Below are 1,214 nucleotides of genomic sequence, written 5' to 3' on the forward strand. Positions count from 1 at the left end.
TTGATCGACCGCGACTCGGTCACCGAGTACCTGGAGTCTCAGGCCGGCCCGCCCCGCCCCGGCTGCGTGATCTTCGTCCCGATCCCAACGATCCGCCCGTCTGAGCGGGACTGCCGGGACCGTTTGAATGATTAAAACCGCACTCATCATCGCCACGCTGGCTGTCGTCGTGTGCAGCCTGTGGATCCGGCGCGACACCTGGCGCTCCCGGTGGGAGGCCGGCGCGACCCGCAATATCGCACTGCATGGCTGTGCGGTGCTGCTGATGTCGCACTGGGCGTCGGCCGCGCTCGGGCCGCCCCTGCACCGCGTCTTCGGGCTGTGGAACGTACAGCATCTCCTCGGCCACATCTGCTGGATCTTCGCGGTGACCGCGATTATTCGGCACGGGCTCATCCGCCTGGTCGACGAAACCTACGAGCGCGAACTGTTGCGCAAGCACGTCACGCGCCCGCTGCGGCTTGCGGTTCCGTTGCTGGTGGCGCTGTTCGTCATCGCCGACGAAGGTCATCACCTCGACTTCTTCGCCGCCGCCGTCAGCGATTTCTGGCTGTTGGCTTACTGGTTGGTATTGGGCGCGTTGATGATCTACCTGCTCTCCTACGCAGGACGAGTGCTGCTGATCCTGCGCACGGATCCGCGCTCCACGACGACCGTCGACCACTATCTGATCTCGGCGGGATTCGGGGTGGCGGCAAGCGTGATTCAAATCGGAACCGCGTGGGCGGGCTCCGATTTCGTCTTGCTCGTCTGGTTGTGCGCCTGCCTGAGTGCGATCGGCTTCGCGTACGGGTCCGCGCGATCGTGGCAGGCCAAGGTTGCCTGGTTCACTTCCGGCAAATAGGCCATCCCTTCGCCTTCGACCCCGTCGGCCGGCGCGGCGCGCGACCCTGGGGCGTCTATCCGCCGACGACGTGGCGTGCTACCACCATTGGACGGAACCCGTACCGTTGTCCGACGATCTTGCCCCCGGCTCCCCGACCCGCGCCCGTCAGCGGTATGCCGCGGAGCAATCCCCCTCCCTTGGCTTCGGGCCCGGCGCTGATGGCCCTGACCGTCGGCGGCGCTGTGTCCGCGCTGGTCGCTGGAGCCGCAGCGGCCCAACTCTGCGGCACCGACAAGTGGCCTACTGTGGCCGCCCTGGCCAAGCCCGCCGACACAGACGCACCCGAGGGCGTCGGGCCGCCGCCCAGACTCCCACCCAGACGAGGCAC

2 protein-coding genes are annotated in these 1,214 nt (G+C 67.3%); one reads left to right on the plus strand and one right to left on the minus strand.

All coding sequences use genetic code 11. The features are described from left to right. Positions 1 to 127: 127 nt before the first annotated feature. Positions 128 to 844, plus strand: a complete 717-nt coding sequence (locus HMPREF0591_RS29855) for a hypothetical protein (RefSeq protein WP_007172622.1) — start codon at positions 128 to 130, stop codon at positions 842 to 844. Positions 845 to 899: 55 nt separating this feature from the next. Here HMPREF0591_RS29855 and HMPREF0591_RS31790 read toward each other — a convergent pair whose 3' ends face one another. Next, positions 900 to 1,214 carry a PE/PPE C-terminal domain-containing protein gene (locus HMPREF0591_RS31790; protein WP_341860257.1) on the minus strand — a complete coding sequence of 105 codons (315 nt, stop codon included), beginning with the start codon at positions 1,212 to 1,214 and terminating at the stop codon, positions 900 to 902.

The organism is Mycobacterium parascrofulaceum ATCC BAA-614, from assembly GCF_000164135.1.
Classification (GTDB): domain Bacteria; phylum Actinomycetota; class Actinomycetes; order Mycobacteriales; family Mycobacteriaceae; genus Mycobacterium; species Mycobacterium parascrofulaceum.